Source organism: Candidatus Nitrospira nitrificans (assembly GCF_001458775.1).
Taxonomy (GTDB): Bacteria; Nitrospirota; Nitrospiria; order Nitrospirales; family Nitrospiraceae; genus Nitrospira_D; species Nitrospira_D nitrificans.
In genome coordinates, this window is record NZ_CZPZ01000023.1 from 56944 (window position 1) to 74861 (window position 17918).

The 17918-nt window shown below is 55.8% G+C and carries 12 protein-coding genes, 1 tRNA gene and 1 pseudogene; 13 read left to right on the forward strand and 1 reads right to left on the reverse strand.

The window, feature by feature from the left end; genetic code table 11:
• Positions 1-5 precede the first annotated feature (5 nt).
• The 9 genes and pseudogenes from COMA2_RS12770 (at position 6) to COMA2_RS12805 (ending at position 14378) form a co-directional block, all read left to right on the forward strand.
• The gene (locus COMA2_RS12770) at positions 6-1229 is read left to right on the forward strand and encodes an aspartate kinase (RefSeq protein WP_090898752.1); all 1224 of its coding nucleotides are present in this window, start codon (positions 6-8) and stop codon (positions 1227-1229) included.
• A 200-nt stretch (positions 1230-1429) separates the two neighbouring features.
• Positions 1430-1612 carry a type I restriction-modification system subunit M N-terminal domain-containing protein gene (locus COMA2_RS21335; RefSeq protein WP_217490740.1) on the forward strand — a complete coding sequence of 61 codons (183 nt, stop codon included), beginning with the start codon at positions 1430-1432 and terminating at the stop codon, positions 1610-1612.
• Positions 1609-3573 carry an HsdM family class I SAM-dependent methyltransferase gene (locus tag COMA2_RS12775; RefSeq protein ID WP_217490741.1) on the forward strand — a complete coding sequence of 655 codons (1965 nt, stop codon included), beginning with the start codon at positions 1609-1611 and terminating at the stop codon, positions 3571-3573. The genes COMA2_RS21335 and COMA2_RS12775 overlap by 4 nt, the downstream gene beginning before the upstream one ends.
• Positions 3570-5021, forward strand: a complete 1452-nt coding sequence (locus COMA2_RS12780; RefSeq protein ID WP_090898755.1) for a restriction endonuclease subunit S — start codon at positions 3570-3572, stop codon at positions 5019-5021. Before COMA2_RS12775 ends, COMA2_RS12780 begins: the two co-directional genes overlap by 4 nt.
• Positions 5018-6514: an ATP-binding protein gene (locus tag COMA2_RS12785; protein ID WP_090898758.1), complete on the forward strand. Its 1497-nt coding sequence runs from the start codon at positions 5018-5020 to the stop codon at positions 6512-6514. The genes COMA2_RS12780 and COMA2_RS12785 overlap by 4 nt, the downstream gene beginning before the upstream one ends.
• A gap of 199 nt (positions 6515-6713) precedes the next feature.
• Positions 6714-9737, forward strand: coding sequence for a type I restriction endonuclease subunit R (locus COMA2_RS12790; protein WP_090898762.1), 3024 nt, complete (start codon positions 6714-6716; stop codon positions 9735-9737).
• A 35-nt stretch (positions 9738-9772) separates the two neighbouring features.
• The gene (locus tag COMA2_RS12795) at positions 9773-10597 is read left to right on the forward strand and encodes an ATP-binding protein (protein WP_217490742.1); all 825 of its coding nucleotides are present in this window, start codon (positions 9773-9775) and stop codon (positions 10595-10597) included.
• Positions 10594-13650: pseudogene (locus COMA2_RS21130) on the forward strand (type I restriction endonuclease subunit R). Before COMA2_RS12795 ends, COMA2_RS21130 begins: the two are co-directional and overlap by 4 nt.
• Entirely contained in the window at positions 13647-14378 is a 732-nt protein-coding gene (locus COMA2_RS12805) for a M48 family metallopeptidase (protein ID WP_090898767.1), read from the forward strand. The pseudogene COMA2_RS21130 and the gene COMA2_RS12805 overlap by 4 nt, the downstream one beginning before the upstream one ends.
• A 132-nt stretch (positions 14379-14510) precedes the next feature.
• Here the strand turns inward: COMA2_RS12805 and COMA2_RS12810 are convergent, their stop codons facing one another.
• A complete protein-coding gene (locus tag COMA2_RS12810) occupies positions 14511-14951 on the reverse strand; it encodes a DUF3015 family protein (RefSeq protein WP_175304585.1) in 441 nt (146 codons plus the stop codon).
• Between the two features lie 235 nt (positions 14952-15186).
• Here COMA2_RS12810 and cimA point away from each other — a divergent pair, with 235 nt between their 5' ends.
• The 4 genes from cimA (at position 15187) to COMA2_RS12830 (ending at position 17883) form a co-directional block, all read left to right on the forward strand.
• Positions 15187-16749 carry a citramalate synthase gene (gene cimA / locus COMA2_RS12815; RefSeq protein ID WP_175304617.1) on the forward strand — a complete coding sequence of 521 codons (1563 nt, stop codon included), beginning with the start codon at positions 15187-15189 and terminating at the stop codon, positions 16747-16749.
• Positions 16750-16903: 154 nt separating this feature from the next.
• Entirely contained in the window at positions 16904-17179 is a 276-nt protein-coding gene (locus COMA2_RS12820) for an integration host factor subunit alpha (protein ID WP_090898775.1), read from the forward strand.
• A 202-nt stretch (positions 17180-17381) separates the two neighbouring features.
• Positions 17382-17732 carry a MerR family transcriptional regulator gene (locus tag COMA2_RS12825; protein ID WP_090898777.1) on the forward strand — a complete coding sequence of 117 codons (351 nt, stop codon included), beginning with the start codon at positions 17382-17384 and terminating at the stop codon, positions 17730-17732.
• A 74-nt stretch (positions 17733-17806) separates the two neighbouring features.
• A tRNA-Pro gene (locus COMA2_RS12830) sits at positions 17807-17883 on the forward strand.
• Positions 17884-17918 lie beyond the last annotated feature (35 nt).

Below are 17918 nucleotides of genomic sequence, written 5' to 3' on the forward strand. Positions count from 1 at the left end.
CGGCTGTGGCGCTGATCGTTCAAAAATACGGCGGAACCTCGGTCGGCACGATCGAGCGAATCCATCGCGTCGCCGACCGTGTGGCTCACGCGCAGCGGGAGGGAAATCGGATCGTCGTCGTCCTCTCGGCCATGAGCGGCGAAACAGATCGGCTGATCAAGCTGGCGCATGAGGTGACGTCTTCTCCCGATGAACGAGAAATGGATATGCTGCTCTCGACGGGTGAACGAGTCACTATCGCCCTGCTCGCGATGGAGTTGCGAGGGCGAGGGGTGAATGCCCGATCCTTTACCGGCCGGCAGGTCGGCATCATCACGGACAGCGCCCATACCAAAGCGAGAATCGCGCGTGTGACGGCGGATCGTATCCGCGAGGCCCTGGACCAAGGAGTCGTTCCCGTTGTGGCCGGGTTCCAGGGGATCAATGAGCGGTCGGACGTGACCACGCTCGGACGAGGAGGGTCGGATCTCTCGGCTGTGGCACTGGCGGCGGCCTTGAAGGCCGATCGCTGTGTCATCTTCACGGACGTCGACGGAGTGTATACGGCGGATCCCAACATCGTGCCGGCGGCGAGGCGGATCGAGAAGATCGCGTATGAAGAAATGCTCGAAATGGCCAGTCTCGGCGCGAAAGTGCTTCAGACCAGATCGGTGGAATTCGCGGCCAAGTTCAATGTCCCCGTCGAAGTGAATTCCAGCTTCAAAGAAGGAAAGGGAACGCTCGTGACGAAAGAAGATACGGACATGGAAGCGGCGGCCATCGCCGGTGTGACCGGGGACCGCAATCAAGCCAAGATTACGGTCATCGGAGTGCCGGACAAGCCGGGGATCGCCGCCAGGATTTTCGGACCCGTCGCAGATGCGCACATCAATGTCGACATGATCATTCAGAATATCAGCCAAGCGGCCTTGACGGACCTCTCCTTTACCGTGCCTCGCGCCGATCTCAAGAAGGCCGTGCCGCTCATTCAAGCGGTGGCAAAGGACATCGACGCCAGGTCTATCTCAGTGACTGAAGCCATCGCCAAAGTCTCGCTCATCGGCGTGGGCATGCGGTCGCACTCGGGCGTGGCGGCCAAGATGTTCGAGGTGCTGTCCCGCGAAGGCATCAATATCATGATGATCAGCACATCCGAGATAAAAATCTCTTGCGTCATCGATGAGAAATATCTTGAACTGGCCATGCGCTCTCTCCACTCGGCGTTCGATCTGGACCAAGCGCAGTCCTGAAACGGTACGGCCAAGATCTCTCTCCAATTCATCCTGCTTCCTATCATTGATTGAGGGTTGACGACCGTTCTTCACGCACTGAACTCTGCCCGGTGCATTTCGACCCTATTGTCCCCTTCTCCTATAGCCTGTATTCTTACGCGCGCTGAGTGCGTAATTCTCAAAAATATCTGTCATCTGCATGAAACTGGATTGTGACCATGAGCAATGGCGATCTGAACTGGATTGCGAACTTCATATGGGGGATCGCTGACGATGTGCTGCGCGATCTCTATGTGCGTGGTAAATATCGCGACGTTATCCTGCCGATGACGGTCCTTCGTCGGTTAGACGCCGTATTGGAGCCGACCAAGCAGGCAGTACTCGATATGAAGTCCTCGTGAATAAGGCCAAGATCGTTCATCAAGATCCGGCGTTGCGGCAGGCAGCCGGTCAGGATTTTTATAACACGTCCAAGTTTACTCTTCGTGATCTCAAGGCCCGTGCAAGTCAGCAACAGCTCAAAGCTGATTTCGGGGCCTACCTGGATGGTTTTTCTCCCAACGTCCAAGACATCCTGGAAAAATTTGAATTTCGAAACCAAATTCCACGCCTCTCAAAGTCCGATGCCCTCGGCACGCTGATCAACAAGTTCCTCTCGCCGGACATCAACCTCAGTCCCAATCCCGTCAAGAACCCTGATGGATCGGTGAAACATCCGGGCCTTGATAATCATGCGATGGGGACGATCTTCGAAGAGCTAGTCCGGCGATTTAATGAAGAGAACAATGAAGAAGCCGGCGAACACTGGACCCCGCGCGACGCCGTGAAACTGATGGCAAAGCTCATCTTTCTGCCGATTGCTGATCAAATTAAGTCTGGGACGTATCTGCTCTACGACGGCGCTTGCGGAACAGGCGGCATGCTTACGGTGGCGGAAGAAACGCTTCAACAACTGGCCGCTGAACATAACAAGAAGGTCGCAGCGCACCTGTATGGGCAAGAGATTAACGCCGAGACGTATGCTATCGCAAAAGCTGACTTTCTGTTGAAGGGTGAAGGCGAGGCGGCAGACAACATCGTCGGTGGACCGGAATACTCTACGCTGGCGAATGACGCTTTTCCTTCACGTGAATTCGACTTCATGCTGTCGAATCCACCGTATGGGAAGAGCTGGAAAAGCGATCTCGAACGTCTGGGAGGGAAGGAAGGGATTAAAGACTCGCGTTTCGTGATCCAGCATGCAGGAGAAGCCGAGTATTCGCTAATCACCAGATCCAGCGACGGCCAAATGCTTTTCCTCGCCAACATGCTGTCGAAGATGAAGCACAAGACCAAGCTCGGGAGCCGAATCGCCGAGGTGCACAATGGCTCATCGCTCTTCACCGGAGACGCCGGCCAGGGGGAGAGCAACATTCGCCGCTGGATCATCGAGAACGATTGGCTCGAAGGCATCGTTGCCCTGCCCCTCAACATGTTCTACAACACAGGCATTGCCACCTATATTTGGGTGCTCGCCAATCGAAAGTCGGCTCATCGCAAAGGCAAGGTTCAGCTGATCGATGCCACACAGTGGTTTAAGCCGCTTCGCAAGAACCTTGGTAAAAAGAATTGTGAGCTGTCGGAAGACGATATTACGCGCATCTGCGACACCTTCATCGACTTCAAGGAAACCGAGCAGTCCAAAATCTTCCCCAACGAAACCTTCGGCTATTGGAAGGTCACGATCGAACGGCCGCTCCGCTTGCGCGTCGATTTGGACGCACAGAGCCTCTCTGCATTCCGAACGATATGCGAGGAGGAAGAAGAAGCGCCTCTGTCTAACCTTGCGGAGAGAGTTGCCGGTCAACTCGGTCCAGGCCCCCACCTCAATTTCAACGAGTTCGTGAAGACAGTCGAGGCCGATGCTGAGAAGCACAACATCAAGCTGACTGGTGCTCGTAAGAAACTGTTAAAGGACCAATTGGCTAAGCGAGATGAGACCGCAGCCGAGGTCATCCGCAAGATCCACAAGCCAGGCAAAAACAAACCAGACCCACTTCGCGGCCTGTTCGAGACCACTATCGATGGCAAATTGTGTGTGACCGAATACGAGCCCGATACCGATCTTCGTGATACGGAGCAAATCCCGCTCTTAGAGGACGGCGGCATCGAAGCTTTTATCCGACGAGAAGTCCTCCCCCATGTGCCGGACGCCTGGTACGACGCGGAGAGCGTCAAGACCGGCTATGAGATCAGCTTCACGCGGTACTTTTACAAACCACAGCCGCTGCGGTTACTCGAAGAAATTCGAGCCGACATCATGGCATTGGAGAAGGAGATGGAGGGGCTGCTCGGTGAGATCATCGGGGATACCAGGCGATGATCGCCGACCTCAAACCCTATCCAGCGTACCAAGATTCCGGCGTGTCATGGCTGGGTAATGTGCCGGAGCGCTGGGAGGTACGGCGGCTCAAGTACTTGCTACGGGAGCAAGACAGTCGTTCTGCAGATGGCAGCGAACAGCTACTAAGAGTGTCTCAATATACCGGAGTGACGAAACGAACTCGCGCGGATGGCAATGCTGAGCCGGATACTCGGGCCGAATCACTTGTGGGCTATAAGTGTGTGGAGCCAGAGGATCTCGTTGTCAATATCATGCTGGCATGGAATGGCAGCATGGGTGTCTCACAATTTCAAGGCATTGCTAGCCCTGCTTACTGTGTTTATCGCTTTAAATCGGAGGCACATCCTTGGTACTTCCATCATCTGCTTCGTTCTCCAGTGTACAAAGGACGAATCAAAGCTGCTTCCACAGGTGTTGTTGAGAGTCGTCTCCGTCTTTACACGGACGATCTTTATCGCCTTGAAGCTCTTCTTCCGCCTTCTCCAGAGCAAGCCGCGATCGTCCAATTCCTCAATCATGCTGACCGGCGGATCAGGCGCTATATCCAGGCCAGGCAAAGACTGATCAAGCTGCTGGAGGAACAGAAGCAAGCCATTATCCACCGCGCCGTCACCCGTGGCCTTGATCCTAACGTCCGCCTCAAGCCCTCCGGCGTCGAATGGCTCGGTGATGTGCCGGAGCATTGGAGGATTGCGAGACTCAAGGATGCTGCTGCAGTGCAAACGGGGCTCACATTGGGGAAAAACTATAAGGGCGTGAAAACAGAGACGCGACCGTATCTCCGTGTAGCCAACGTACAAGTTGGCCGTGTGGACCTAAGGCATATGAAGTGCGTTGATGTTCCTATCGTTGAGGCCAATAGTGCGACCTTACGGGGTGGCGATGTATTGATGACCGAGGGAGGTGACATCGATAAGCTCGGTCGCGGCTGCGTATGGCAAGATGAGATTCCAGGATGCCTGCATCAGAACCATATCTTTGCGGTTCGATGCCGAAAGGATGTTCTGATTCCAGAATTCTTGGTCGGTCTCATAGCTTCAATGCACGGGCGCGCATATTTCCAGCTCACGGCAAAGCAGACTACCAATCTGGCGTCTACAAACAGCGGTACATTGCGAGCATTCCCAATTTTTATTCCTCCTCTTCCTGAACAGCAAGCCATCCTCGCGGAAATCGCCAGCCAAACTGCTGGAATAGCTGCCGCCATAGATCGGGCCGAACGGGAGATTGCCCTCCTCCTCGAATACCGCACCCGCCTGATCGCCGATGTGGTCACAGGCAAGCTCGATGTCCGCGAGGCAGCGGCCAAGTTGCCGAATGAGACAGAAGAACCTAAAGCGCTTGATGCCGACGAAGCACTGGTTGACGCTGAAGAGGATATGGATAACGAAGACGTCGACGCTGTGTCTGAAGAGGCCGAGGCGTGAGCACTGATCGCCCTGCAGACTATCTGGTGAGTCTTGTGCGTGAGCTATGTAAGCTGCCTCACGAGACCGAGTGGATGGAGATCAAGGTCAACAACTCGAACCCCTCTGAGATTGGTGAGTACATCTCGGCTCTAGCAAACTCGGCAGTGCTTTGCGACAAGCATTGTGCCTATGTCTTATGGGGCATCGAGGATGGCACGAGGAGACTTGTCGGCACTAGATTCGAACCATCGACGGTGAAGCAGGGCAACGAAGACGTGGAAAACTGGCTCACTCGTCTGCTGCAGCCACAGGTTCCCTTCCGGTTCTACACGTGTGAGATCGAGGGTGCACGGGTCATACTCCTGGAAATCGACAGACCTCTCCATCAGCCTGTTCGATTCAACGGTGAAGAGTACATACGGGTGGGCTCGTATACAAAGAAGCTCAAGGACCATCCTGAGAAGGAACGCGCCCTCTGGCAGCGCTTTATGACAACCGCCTTTGAGGATGGAATGGCCGCGCAGCGATTGAGCGGTGAGGAAATTCTTCAGCTGCTGGCGTTCCCGTCGTATTTCGACCTTCTTCAGATTCCGCTCCCGCCCAATCAACCTGGTATCCTCGCAGCATTAGAAGCTGATGGTCTCGTTGAGCGGTCCCAGGGTGGCATGTGGAACATCACAAACCTCGGAGCCATCCTCTTTGCCAAGGATCTTTCGAGGTTCGGCGGTCTTCGGCGGAAGATTGTGCGTGTTGTCCAGTATGCCGGGAAGGGGCGTATCCTCACGACGAAGGAGCAATCGTTTTCACCAGGCTATGCCGTGGGCTTTGAGGCGTTCATCCAAAGTGTGATTGCGGTGCTTCCGACGAATGAGGTGATCGAGCAGGCGCTGCGCAAGACAGTGCCGATGTTTCCCCCGCTTGTCATACGAGAAGTGGTCGCAAATGCGCTTATCCATCAAGACTTCTCCATCACAGGTGCCGGACCTATGGTCGAGGTGTTTGACGATCGCGTGGAAATCACGAATCCCGGTCAGCCATTAGTTCCGACCGATCGCTTGCTCGATCAGCCGCCGCGCTCACGCAACGAGAAACTTGCCTCGCTCATGCGACGGTTCGGTATCTGTGAAGAGCGCGGCAGCGGCATCGATAAGGTCGTATTCCAAATTGAGCTATTCCAACTCCCTGCACCCCTGTTCGAGGTTCCAGGCAATTCTATGCGCGTCGTGCTTTTTGGTCATCGTACCTTGAAGGACATGGAGAAGGCGGATCGTATACGGGCGTGCTATCTGCATGCGTGCCTGCGTTATGTGACCCATGAGCCCATGACCAACACCTCGCTCCGGAAGCGTTTTGGGATCGGCGAGAAGAACGCGGCACTGGCCTCCCGTCTGCTTACTGAGGCAGTCGAAGCTGGGGTGATTCTGATACGCGATCCCGAGGCTGGAACCAGGAATAGGACTTATTTGCCATTCTGGATAGCAGCGAGCACGGCGAAGGAAGGAATTGCTTGATGCTTTACCCATCTCTAGCTGGATTCAGAGACGTCGTGCTTCATAACATATTGATATAACGAGGTGATACTTCTCTGCATTGCTTGACGGTTGCTTGATTAGAGCGGGCTTGATAGACGGATCTTGAGGGGCGGGTCATTTAAGCTCGACAAGTTAGAGAGTGCTTGTTACTTGATGGGTACTTGATTAGAGACTTCCCGTGAACACCGACACCAGCGAAAAGGGTCTTGAAAACCTCATCGTCACGGCAATGGCTGGCCAAGCCTCTGGCGAAGGGCCGCCACCTGGCGAGGGCATTAGCCTCATTCGGGAACGATATGGCGGTACCGGATGGATTTCCGGCCAAGCCGAGGACTACGACCGCGAGTTCTGCGTGGACCTTCCGCAGCTCAGCGCATTCTTACACGCCACACAGCCGAAAGTTGCCGAAGCATTAGACCTCAATAACGATAGCCCAACCCGGCGTAAGTTTCTGGCCCGACTCCAAGGGGAGATCTCGAAGCATGGCGTGATCGATGTCCTGCGCCATGGAATCAAGGACGGGCCACACCATGTCGATTTATTTTATGGCACACCTTCGCCAGGCAATGAGAAGGCCGCTACACTGAATGCGTCAAACCGATTCACTGTCACTCGGCAGCTTCGCTACAGTCGTGACGGAACACAGCGTGCGCTCGACCTCGCCCTGTTCATCAACGGTTTACCCATTGCCACGTTTGAACTCAAGAACAGCCTTACCAAACAGACAGTTGAAGACGCCGTCGAGCAATACAAGCGCGATCGCGATCCACGCGAGAAACTCTTCGAGTTCGGACGCTGCGTCGTGCATTTTGCCGTGGACGATCACGAAGTGCGGTTCAGTACGCACTTGAAAGGGAAAGGCTCCTGGTTTCTTCCGTTCAATCAAGGCTGGAATGATGGGGCGGGCAATCCGCCCAACCCTTACGGCATAAAGACCGATTTTCTATGGCGTCGGGTGCTCACTCGCGAGGGGTTGGCCGAGGTCCTGGAAAACTATGCGCAGATCGTTGAGGAGAAGAATGAGAAGACCGGCAAAAAGAAGGCAATACAGATCTGGCCGCGGTTCCACCAGCTCGACGTGGTACGCAAGCTTCTATCCGATGCACGACAGCATGGTATAGGTCGGCGGTATCTAATCCAACATTCAGCCGGCAGCGGCAAATCTAATTCCATCGCCTGGCTCGCCCATCAACTCATTGGTTTACAGAAAGATGATGCACTGGTCTTCGACTCGATCATTGTCGTGACGGATCGGCGCATCCTCGACAAGCAAATCCGCGATACCATCAAACAGTTTGCTCAAGTCGGGGCCACTGTCGGGCATGCAGAACACTCTGGTGACTTGCGTAAGTTCATCGCCGAAGGGAAGAAGATCATTATCTCTACCGTCCAAAAGTTCCCCTTCATCTTAGAAGAGATCGGCAACGCGCAACGTGGGAAGAAATTCGCAATCGTCATCGATGAAGCGCATTCCAGTCAGGGCGGGCGGACATCGGCGGCGCTCAGCATGGCGCTTTCTACCGCCGGAGCAGAGGACGAGGAAGAAACCACAGAGGACAAGATCAACCGGATTATAGAAGCCAAGAAGCTCCTGCCCAATGCCAGCTACTTCGCCTTCACCGCCACACCCAAAAATAAGACGCTGGAGATCTTCGGCGAGGCTCAGCCTCCAGATGCCGAAGGGAAGGTGCAGCACCGTCCTTTCCACAGCTACACGATGAAGCAGGCGATTCAGGAGGGATTCATCCTTGACGTCCTCAAGCACTACACGCCGGTTGAGAGCTACTACAAGCTTGTAAAGAAGATCGAGGCCGATCCGGAGTTCGATACCAAGCGTGCGAAGAAGAAGTTGCGTCGGTACGTCGAAAGCCACGACCACGCCATTCGACTCAAAGCTGAAATTATGGTGGATCATTTTCATGAGCAGGTGCTGGCGCTGAACAAGATCGGCGGACAGGCTAGGGCGATGGTGGTGACGAGTGGAGTCGAGCGGGCCATCCAGTACTACCACGCCTTCCGCGACTATCTGAGAGAGCGCAAGAGTCCCTATCAGGCTATCGTTGCATTTTCGGGCGAGCATGAATACGGTGACACGAAGGTGACCGAGGCTTCTTTGAACGGGTTCCCATCGAGTCAGATTGCGGACAAGATTCAGGAGGATCCATACCGCTTCCTGATTTGCGCCGACAAGTTCCAAACGGGGTACGACGAGCCGCTGCTCCACACGATGTACGTGGACAAGATTCTCTCAGGAATCAAGGCAGTGCAAACGCTCTCTCGGCTGAATCGTGCCCATCCACAGAAGCATGACGTATTCGTGCTCGATTTCATGAACGACAGCGACACCATCCAAGAGGCTTTCGCCGACTACTACCGCACGACGATCCTTTCTGAAGAGACCGATCCCAACAAGCTTCACGACTTGAAGGCCGCGCTTGATGGCTATCAAGTCTATGCGCAAATACAAGTCGACCAGCTTGTTGGGTTGTACCTGAGTGGTGCCGACCGAGATAAACTCGATCCGATCCTTGATGTCTCTGTCGCCGTCTATAAGAATCAGCTCGACGAGGACGGGCAGGTGGATTTCAAAGGCAAGGCCAAGGCTTTTTTGCGAGCCTATGGTTTCCTCTCTTCGATACTGCCCTATACCAACGCGGAGTGGGAAAAGCTGTCGATCTTCCTCAACTTTCTTGTGTCTAAGTTGCCGGCTCCGAAGGAAGAAGATCTCGCCAAAGGGATCTTGGAAGCCATTGATGTGGACAGCTATCGCGTTGAGAAGAAGGCCGCGATGAAGATTCAGTTACCGGACGAGAATGCCGAAATCGAGCCGGCACCAATAACCGGTGGAGGAAGCAAGCCTGAGCCAGAGCTCGAGCGGCTTTCTAAGATTCTGAAGTCCTTCAATGCTCAATTTGGCAACATCCCGTGGGCCGATGCCGACCGTGTACACAAGCTGATTACGGAAGACATCCCGAACCGCGTGGCAGCGGATACGGCCTATCAAAATGCGAAGCAGAACTCTGACAGACAAAATGCAAAGATTGAGCATGACAAGGCGCTGGCAAGAGTAATGACCGCTGTTCTGAAGGACGACACGGAGCTCTTTAAGCAATTCATGGATAACGAGTCCTTCAAGCGCTGGCTAACGGATACCGTGTTCCGGATCACCTATGACAATCGCCCTGGCGCCTCGCCAGGGTGAGTCGGTCTGATACTCGGGAGTCGCCTATTAGAGTAGTGCGATGCTGGTTGCGGCGCGCGGCCGGTTTGCTCTTCACGGATCAGCCCGAAAAGCACGTGACCGGCGCGTGGGTCAAAATCGGCTTCTTCGTGACCGATGACGATCTGCGTTATCAGGACGAAGTGCATGGCAATCTCTTCGGGCAAGTCGAACAGGTGCTCGAATTCCTGCGGACCAAGTACCTCAAGGCGTACATCACCTACCACGGCATTCAGCGCCGTGAGACGTTCCTGTTTCCCGAGTCGGCGTTGCGCGAGACGGTGCTCAACGCTATCGTTCACAAGGATTACAGCCGTGGCATTCCCATGCAGATCAGCGTCTATGACGACCGGATTGCCGTCTGGAATCCGGGGGCTCTGCCGGAACATTGGACACTCAAGAAATTGTTCGGCAAACATGCTTCGGAGCCGTCCAACCCGCTGATTGCCAATGCCTTCTTCCGTGCCGGTTACATCGAGGCTTGGGGCCGCGGCATCGAGAAGATCAACCGCGATTGCCGGGAGCACGGCATTGAGCCACCGGCATACGACGTTGACCTGTCGGGCGTGATGGTGACGTTTCGCGCTAATCCGGCGCACATCCGATCGGCCGGCAAGAGCTTTCCACGCAGCCCAGTCGGGTTGGGTGAAAAGTTGGGTGAAACTCGTGTGGCGATTTTGGCCGCCATGCGTCGGGACGCAACAATCACCACCAAGGTCTTGGCGGAAACGCTGGGGCTGAGCACGACGGCCGTGGATAAGAACCTCCAATACCTAAAGACTCACGGCTACATTCGCCGAGTCGGTCCGGCTAAGGGTGGACGCTGGGAGGTCGCGGAATGAGTCCATTCGCTGAACAACCCCGCTCCGAACGCAAGACGCAGAACCGTGTCATCGCTCTGTTCACGGACAAGGCCCGGCCCGATTGTCTCGGCTACCGCCACCTCGGCGAGTGGACCAAGCGGGAGAACAACCGCTGTATCGAGGCGGATCTGCTCCGCGCAAATTTAATGGAACGCGGCTATTCCGAGCCACACATTTCCGCCGCCCTGCAAAGGCTGATGGCCGCAGCGGACGCCACCGGCATTACGCTCTATCAGGCCAATCTACGCACTTACCAACTGCTGCGCTACGGCGTGTCGGTGCAAATCGCAGCCGGGAAACCACACGATACAGTGCATCTGGTGGACTGGGAGCACCCAGAGAAGAATGACTTCGCCCTCGCCGAGGAAGTGACCTTGCGCGGCGGCTACGAGCGTCGGCCAGACCTCGTCCTGTACCTGAACGGCATTGCCGTCGGCGTCATCGAGCTGAAGCGAAGTTCCGTCGAGATCGCGGATGGGGTGCGCCAGCTCATCACCAACCAAGAGGAAATCTTCAACAAGGGCTTCTTCCCGACGGTGCAACTGGTGCTCGCGGGGAGCGATTCGCAGGGGCTGCGCTACGGCACGGTGACCACGCGGGAGGAATTCTTCGTAGAGTGGAAGTCGGCCAGCGCCGCCAAGCTAGCGCCGGGCACTCTCCTGGACCGGCCACTGGCCGAGATGTGCGAGAAGTCCCGCCTGCTCGATTTGATCCGTAACTTCATCATCTTCGATGGAGGCATCAAGAAAGTGCCACGCCCGCATCAATTCGCCGGTGTGAAGGCGGCGCAGGAACGCATCCGCACACGAGAAGGGGGCGTGATCTGGCATACGCAGGGGAGCGGTAAGAGCATCCTCATGGTGCTGCTCGCCAAGTGGTTGCTGGAACACGATCCCGAGGCCCGCATCCTCGTCGTCACCGACCGCGACGAACTGGACAAGCAGATCGAGGGCGTGATGAAGAACGCCGGGGTCATCGGCGAAGACTCGCTATCACCTCGCATCCTGAACCGGGCAGAGTTTGTGGCCAAGCTGGGCGCCCCCTCGCCCAGACTGCTGTGCGCACTGATCCACAAGTTCGATCCCGCCGACCTCGAAGGCCCGCCGCCGCACGTTCATGGCCGGTTCTACGTCTTCGTGGATGAATGCCACCGCACCCAGGGCGGCGACATGAACCGCCAGATGAAACGTTGGCTGGAGCATGCCATCTTTATCGGCTTCACCGGCACGCCGCTTTTGAAGAAGGATGCTGCCAAACTAAGAACTCGCGACATCTTCGGCACCTACATTCACACCTACAAGTTCCACGAAGGTGTGGCGGATGGAGTCATCCTCGACTTGAAATATGAGGCCGCGACGTGCCGCAACGCATCACCTCGCCCAAGGCCATTGAGGCGTATTTCGAACAAAAGACAAAGACACTGAACAATTTCCAGAAAGCCATCATCCGCAAGCGCTGGGCGACGATGGAGGAGCTGATGAGCGCCGAGGAGCGCAAGGCCCGTATCGCCGCCAGCATCATCCACGATTTCGACACGAAGCCGCGCCTGAACAACGACCGGGGCACGGCCATTCTCGTAGCCGCGAGCATCTACGACGCCTGCCACTACTACCGCATCTTCCACAGCAAACCGTTTGGCCAATATTGCGGCATCATCACGTCCTTCGAGCCGAACGCGACGGCGATCTCGAAGAGCCTGCGAACAGCGACGAACGCTACAAGTTCGACACCTACACGAAGCATGTCCTCAAGAGCGCGCAGACGACGAAAGCCTAGAGGACGAAGCCAAGCGCCGCTTCATCGAGGAGCCTGCGAACATGAAGCTCCTGATCGTCGTGAGCAAACTCCTGACCGGCTTTGACGCGCCGAGCTGCACCTGCATCTACCTCGACAACGAACTGCACGACCACAACCTCTTCCAAGCCATCTGCCGCACGAATCGCTTGGACGGAGACGATAAGGATTACGGCTACATCGTGGACTTCAAAGAGCTATTCAAAGACGTACAGGAGGCCATCGCGGTCTATAGCTCCGACGAGCTGGACATTGATCAGGGCAACGGCGGCACCAACAACGTCGAGCTGAAGGACTGGCTGAAAGAAGGAAAGAAACAGCTTGATGCCGCCCGCGAGGCGCTTCGCTACCTGTGCGACCCGGTGCCGCTCCCGCGTGAAGTGGAGCAGTTTCTCCGTTACTTCTGCGGTGACGCGGCTAATCCTCAGGCACTGGCGAACACGGAGCCGTTGCGCATTTCCTTCTACAAATCCGTCGCCACCTTCGTGTGTGCCTACGCCGACATCGCTCAGAACCTCAGCGCCATCAAAAGGCACTCAGGCGAGGAGTTGGATATCAAGCCCTATGAGGCTGACATGCGGCACTTGCTCAACACCTACGTGCAAGCCGACCCGGCGGCGGACATGGGCAACCTCAATTCGCTGTCACTCACGGAATTGATCGTCGAAACCGGCATCAATGACGCCATCGCCCGCAAGCTGAACGAGAAGGGCAAGCTCTCCAAAAACGCCATCGCGGAAGGCATCATCAACAACGTTCGCAAGACTATCATCCGTGAGCAGCTCACCGACCCGAAGTTTTACGCCGAAATGTCGAAGCTGCTGAGTGATCTGATCAAGCAGAGCCGCGCGGATGCGGCGTCTTACGAGGAGTTCCTTCGGAAAGCGGAAGCCCTAGCCAAGCGGTTGGTGGCGAAAGAACCGGAAGAGGAGGTTCCTGCGGTGCTTCACGGCAACCGGGAGGCCGTCGTGATCTTTCGGAACCTCCCGCAGATCCTCGCGGCTGGCCACGACGCTGCCGATGTCGCCGCTGAATCCCAAGTAGAATACGGGAGCCGACTAGCAAGGCTGGCGCTGGAGATTGATCGTGTCATGCGGGAGCAGGCGCCGGCGGGTTGGAAGGGCGACCATGCGCGTGAGGCGCAGGTGCTCAATGCGCTGTTCCCGTTGCTCGACCGCGATCGTGAGGCAACGCGGGCACTCTTTGAACTGGTCAAGAACCAGCCGGGGTACGGATGAGCGAGACCTTGCAGCTTGGCGACATCTCTATCCAACTGACTCGCAAGGCGGTCAAGCATGTGCATTTGTCTGTGCATCCGCCGGAAGGCCGCGTAAGCTTGGTTGCTCCTACCAGCACACGGGCGGAAGTCGCCCGTGCCTATGCGATCTCGAAACTGGCGTGGATTCGAACACAGAAGGAGAAATTTTCTAAACAAGCTCGCGAAAGCCCCCGCCGGTTCATCACACGGGAGACTCACTACCTGTGGGGGCGGTGCTATCTGTTATCGGTGGAGTACCGGAATGCAAAGCCTAGCGTCACGCTGGGTCATCGGCGTATCACCCTCGTTGTGCGACCAGGCAGCACAACGGCGGTCCGTGCGAGGGTGATGCATGAGTGGCACAAGTCCCTGCTGCACAAGATTGTTCCTCGCCTGATCGCCAAGTGGGAGTCACGTCTCGGACTGCCGGTGGCTGGCTATTTCCTGCAACGCATGAAGACCAAATGGGGGGGCTGCGATCCGCGACGGAAACACATTAGATTGAACACGGAACTTGTGAAGAAGCCGAAGGACCTGTTGGAATATGTCATTGTCCATGAAATGATTCATTTGATCGAGCCTAGGCACAGTGACCATTTCATCGCCATCCTCCAGGAACATTATCCAACCTGGCGCGAAGCGCGTCTCGAACTCAACGAACTACCTTTGGCTGCAGAGGTCTGGGCTGCGGAAAAGACAGGTTATTAATCAAATAGTCGACAACCCAGGACGACGAAGTGCGGAAGGTGTTCGAGATATGAGGTCGCGTGGCCCGCGTGAAGGGGAAGGTCAGGGTTCAGGCTCGCAATGGATCACCTCTGCGACGCCGTTAAAGCCTGCTCACGAACCACTCGACTCGAGAGGATTGCGCCTGTCCCCGGTTCTTCCGTAGCCGGCTGACCAGGCGCGGTTCACAACCCGCGTCCAGACCTCTTTGCGCGATAAACCGGGATCGTATAGCACGGCGTAGTGGCTCTGCATTTCCGCCAGAAATGCTGCCTGCGAGGCGGTCGGAACCCCTGCCAGGACCGCCAGCGAGGTCAGATATTCGCCATTGCCCTGCGCAATATCGCCGCTGACCCCATCATAAGCATAGGCTACGAACCGTTCCAGACGCTGACGGGCCTTGGCAGGACCGGTGAGTGTGCTGTTGCCGGGCAACGTGCTCGACGTAAAGTCGCTGGTCAGTTCGAATGGGGCTACAACGGTATCGGTGGTCGGACCGCAGGCGACTGCACCAACTAAGAGCATTGGAGTCATGAGGGTTGTGCCAGCTTTCATACTGTCCTCCTGGGTGATCCAGAACAAAGGACGCCTATAATCTTCCTGTAGCATGGTGGCCGGTACGGCGGGACTAGCCAATGCCCTGGCTTTGGGTGCCCCTCGGGCTGTCGACAGAGAACCCTTGAACCTGGTACCCTTTTCCTCCATGGCTCGAAAGACCTCTCAATCCGGCTCGTCCCGCGCTTCGCGTGAGCAACAGCCGCTTCTTAAGCCAACACCATCTGCGGATCAGATAGCGTTGTTGGAAATCTATGACACGACGTTGCGCGACGGGGCTCAGGCGGAGGATGTCAGTTTCTCTGCTGAAGACAAAGTGCGAATCGCGCAAAAGTTGGATAGCCTGGGGGTTCATTTTATCGAAGGCGGTTGGCCCGGGGCGAACCCCAAAGACATTGAATTCTTCCGGATGATCAAGACGATTCCACTGAAACATGCCGATGTGATCGCGTTTGGGTCGACCAGAAAAGCCAGTAATATTGTCCGCAAAGACCCCAATCTCCAGGCCTTACTCGCCGCCGAGACCAAAACCATCACCCTCTTTGGGAAGACCTGGTCGCTCCACGTGACCGATGCCCTCGGCATCTCGCTGAGCAAGAACTTAGAGTTGATCGCCGATTCCATCGCCTATCTCCACGGAAAAGGACGCCGGGTGTTCTACGATGCGGAGCATTTCTTCGACGGATACAAGACCAATCCCGAGTATGCGCTAGCCACCATCAGAAAAGCGGTGGAGGCCGGAGCCGAACGGGTCATCCTTTGCGATACGAACGGCGGCACGATGCCGTGGGAAGTTCGCGAGATCTGCGGCGTGGTTCAACGCGAGTGTCCGGTGCCGCTCGGGATTCATGCGCATAACGACTGTGAAATGGCCGTGGCGAACTCGCTTGTGGCGATCGAATTGGGCATCCGGCAGGTCCAGGGGACGATCAATGGGATCGGAGAGCGGTGTGGGAATGCCAACCTCTGTTCGATCATTCCGAATTTAGAATTGAAGATGAAGCGTCCGGCCTTGACCGATCGCTTGAGCCATCTCAAGGATGTGTCGGGGTTTGTCACGGAAATCGCGAATCTGATGCCCAACAAACATCAGCCCTATGTCGGCGATTCCGCGTTTGCGCACAAAGGGGGCGTGCATATTCACGCCGTGCTGAAGAATCCGGCGACTTATGAACATGTCGATCCGGCCCGAGTCGGGAATCGGCAACGGATGCTGATTTCCGACTACGGAGGACGGAGCGGGCTTCTCGATAAAATCGAAGCGTATGGGATCACGCTTGCAAAGGACCATTCCAAGGTCGACGAGCTGATCCATACGCTGAAGGATCGAGAGAGCCAGGGCTATCAATTCGAAGGCGCCGAAGGATCGTTCGAATTGCTCATGCGAAAGGCCATGGGGAGCCATCGGCCCTCGTTTCAATTACTCGGGTTTCGTGTGATTGTCGAGAAGAAGCAGGAGGATGGAACGACTCTTTCCGAAGCCACGGTGATGGTCAAAGTCGGCGATGTGGTCGAACATACGGCGGCGGTCGGGGCCGGACCCGTCAATGCGCTCGACCATGCGTTGCGAAAGTCATTGGAGAAGTTTTACCCTCAGCTTCAGGAAGTGAAACTTCTTGACTATAAGGTGCGTGTTTTGGCGGCTAATCGAGGGACCGAGTCAAAGGTGCGTGTCTTGATCGAATCGGGAGACCATAAGGATAAGTGGGGGACGGTCGGGGTCTCGGAAAACATCATCGAGGCGACGTGGCAGGCGCTCGTGGACAGTATCGAATACAAACTTCTCGCGAAGGGCTAGAGTATTTTCGTAAGCGTTAGCCAAATTTATTCTTGACAGGTTTCGTAACCTCACGTAACTTAAGCAAAACTCACCGCATTGAGAGAAGTAGAACAGGCAGGCAGGCAGGCAGGCAGGCAGGCGGCGAGTTGCGGTGGTCACGTAGGGGGGTGGTATGAGAAAGGCGGATATCGCTGACGAGATTTTCAAGCAAGTCGGCATTTCAAAAAATGAAGCCGCTGATATCGTTGAGTTTGTCCTGAATATGTTGAAGTCGGTCTTGCAGAAGGGAGAATCGGTCAAAATCGCGGGGTTTGGAAATTTTGTCGTCCGCAGCAAGGGAGCCCGGAAGGGACGAAATCCTCGAACCGGAGAAGAGATTGGGATTACCCCCCGTCGAGTCGTGACATTTCGGCCAAGCCAGGTATTCAAGAAGTACGTCAATTCATAGCAGGATGCTGAAAACTACCACCCGCGTCGTTCTCGCATCGCTTCAAGCCTCACCGTACGACGCATTGTACGACTCGGCTTCTCGCTCGCTGCGGCCTTGCGGGCGGTCTTTTTGATCATCCTGCGTAGACAACACAGACAGGTCAACACAACAACCAGCTCGGCTCCGTCAATATATTATAAGGCGCACCGTGAGGCCGGTCATGGGAACTGAACCCAGGCTGGGGAGCAAGGTTTTCTATAAGATCGGAGAAGTGAGTCAGTTGACGAAGCTTCCCGCGTATGTGCTCCGTTTCTGGGAATCTCAATTTACGTTTCTGAAACCAAAAAAGAGTCGAGGGAATCAACGCCTCTATGTACAACGAGATGTCGAAACCGTGCTGGAAATCAAGCGAATGCTCTATGAAGAGGGCCATACCCTCGATGGGGTCAAGCGATATTGGGTACGGCGCGGCCGAGCCGCTTCGCGGAGGCTGCGTCCCAGAGAGGTCGCTAAAAAATTGAGAGGGGATCTTCAAGTTATTCTCAAAATTATCGACTCGCATTCGTCCTGAGAAAAGGGTAGGTTTCACTGAAGACCATCCCTGATGATCGGTCAAGATGCGGACGTCAGGAGTGATAAACATGTCGGGGCGTAGCGCAGCCCGGTAGCGCACTCGCTTGGGGTGCGAGTGGTCGTGGGTTCAAATCCCGCCGCCCCGACCAAATGACGTGAAAGGTGAAGCGTTAGGCGCCTCAAG